2 protein-coding genes are annotated in these 1,529 nt (G+C 36.6%); both read right to left on the bottom strand.

The window, feature by feature from the left end; all coding sequences use genetic code 11:
* Positions 1–8 precede the first annotated feature (8 nt).
* Positions 9–1,031, bottom strand: coding sequence for a DnaD domain-containing protein (locus LD39_RS21270; RefSeq protein WP_035553714.1), 1,023 nt, complete (start codon positions 1,029–1,031; stop codon positions 9–11).
* A gap of 11 nt (positions 1,032–1,042) precedes the next feature.
* Positions 1,043–1,529 (bottom strand): helix-turn-helix transcriptional regulator (locus LD39_RS23345; RefSeq protein ID WP_035553712.1); only part of this gene is annotated, 487 nt, incomplete at its 5' end.

Genomic DNA, 1,529 nt, shown 5'->3' with positions numbered 1-1,529 from the left:
CCTCCCAATTATGGTTCTCCCGCCACACTAAGATTCGATTGTTCTAATAAAACGTCAATAGCTGAGCGTTTCCCTTCCCGAATAGAAGCTATATCTTCTTCAGAAATGTTATATCGATTATCAATAGAATCAAGAATGTTCTCTCTCGATCTTTTTAGCTTTATCGCTAACTCAATGGTTCGAGCTGTATCTTCGATGCTAGGTTTTTTATTTATATGATGCTTTTCTTGTTCTTCACGATTTTTAAACCATTCCGGTAATACCTCCTGACTTTGTGATTGTTTGGAATACGGAGCTTTATTAGCCTGCTTGTTCTTATATTCAATTTCTTCAGCATCCGCCTGTTCTACTGTTCGTATCCCTTTATTTATCCAGGATTGAAGGATGCTCTTAACGTAGCCCCATGTCGGTTTATTTCGGTCCAAGGAACGCTTCATAGCCTCCACAATTAATGGATCCCCAAGGTCTTCAACCCATTTCACTATTTCTTCTGAGATTTGAGGACGTATAATCCCAAAGTTGTTTTGGTAAAATTGAATGCTGTCACAATCCAATCGTTCAGAAGTTGTTGTAGTAATGAATTCTTTTACATTCTTAACTTCTTTAAGTTCTCTGCCATTCTTGTATGTGTCTTTCTGCTGTCTCTCTGGTGACGAGGAGTTGTCGTCTTGCTGTTTTTCTGCTGTTGTTTTGTTGTCGTATTTTTCATCGTTAGATTGATAAATCCCCCAGTTTCCAACGGTTATTACACTATATTTGTTGGTGGTATTTATACTAATGACACTGTCTTCCTGAAGTATTTTTATATAGTCACGAACGGTGGATTCATTCATACTTAATTCAGAAGCAGCTTTTTTACGGCCAAATATAAATTGTCCAGGTTTAAGAGTAACCTTTTGCCTCCCTACTCTCGATTCTGTACTTTTATGGCTTGCCTTCGTCAGACAATAAATGAACACTTTTAACAACTTCTCATTTTCGAAAATTTCACTATGAAGAATTTTACGATGCAGCTTTAACCACCCCTGCACAACCTCACCTCCTAATTTAATAATCTCTTAGAATATAGAGTTTGGTGATGATCCTTCCAAAGCTTTAGCCAATTGATTTCATATCTTTCACAAACAGTAGCTAAATACAGGGTAGAGAAATGAATAACACCAGTCATAATTTCAGCTGATTTCCGTATGTCATGAATCTTAATAGAGTGCTTATCGTGTAATTTTGCAGTTAAATTTACATTAGCTAATACATTAATAGCCTTCTGTAGTTCTTCCTCTAATAGAAGTTGTAAGAGAAAATTATCCTCTTCTACTTCCGGTCCCTCTAAGCGAGAGATCCCCCACCCAACATATTCATTAACAGCTTCAAGTGCTAACCAAGGATTGTTATACTTCTCAATAAAATATTTAGTGGATACAGGAGGAATCTTCCGTTCTCCCCCTTCCTGTTTAGAGATATATTCTCTTGACTGAAACATATCTACAGCTAACTGTTGCTGGGTTTTATTTTTGTTTTTCCTTAAATCC

This window comes from Halobacillus sp. BBL2006, from assembly GCF_000786645.1.
Classification (GTDB): Bacteria; Bacillota; Bacilli; order Bacillales; family Halobacillaceae; genus Halobacillus.
Note: the sequence above shows the minus strand (reverse complement) of the source record. Positions and strands in the feature narration are given on the sequence as shown.